Origin of the sequence: Actinospica durhamensis (genome assembly GCF_018139695.1) — a bacterium.
In the GTDB taxonomy this organism is placed as follows: Bacteria; Actinomycetota; Actinomycetes; order Streptomycetales; family Catenulisporaceae; genus Actinospica; species Actinospica durhamensis.
Genome location: NZ_JAGSOG010000739.1, coordinates 1 through 453 on the forward strand (window position 1 = coordinate 1; position 453 = coordinate 453).

Annotated in this window: 1 protein-coding gene; it reads right to left on the reverse strand. The window is 76.6% G+C overall.

The features are described from left to right. The coding region (locus tag KDL01_RS41975; protein ID WP_212534277.1) for an RDD family protein at positions 1-453 on the reverse strand (453 nt) is incomplete at both ends.

Sequence of the window (453 nt, forward strand, 5' to 3'; positions counted from 1 at the left end):
GGGACGGGGCGGCGCGGTCGACGGCGAGCGGCGGATGGTCGACGGGGTCGTGGACGGGGCGCACGACGACGGTGCCGAGCAGCACGTCGTGCAGGGCCCGGCGGCGCGGTTCGACCAGGATCAGCAGCATCCCGGCGAGCCAGACCGGGGCGAAGAGCAGTCCGAGGAACGCCCGGGCCGCCGCGTGCAGCACGCGCATCCGCCGGTAGTCGGCGCGCAGCACGACGGAGCCGAGCAGCAGGCCGCCGAGGCTGCGTCCGAGCAGCCACCAGGCGAGCCAGAAGTAGAGCACCGGCACGGCGCCCGCGACCACGCTCGCGCACAGCCGCAGCCACTCCGGAACCTCGCCGGTCAGCGTGTGCCACAGGGCCGGGCCGCCCGCTCCCACCACCGCGACCGCCGTGCCGACCAGCACCGCGTCCACGCCCAGCGCGAGCAGCCGCGAGACCAGGC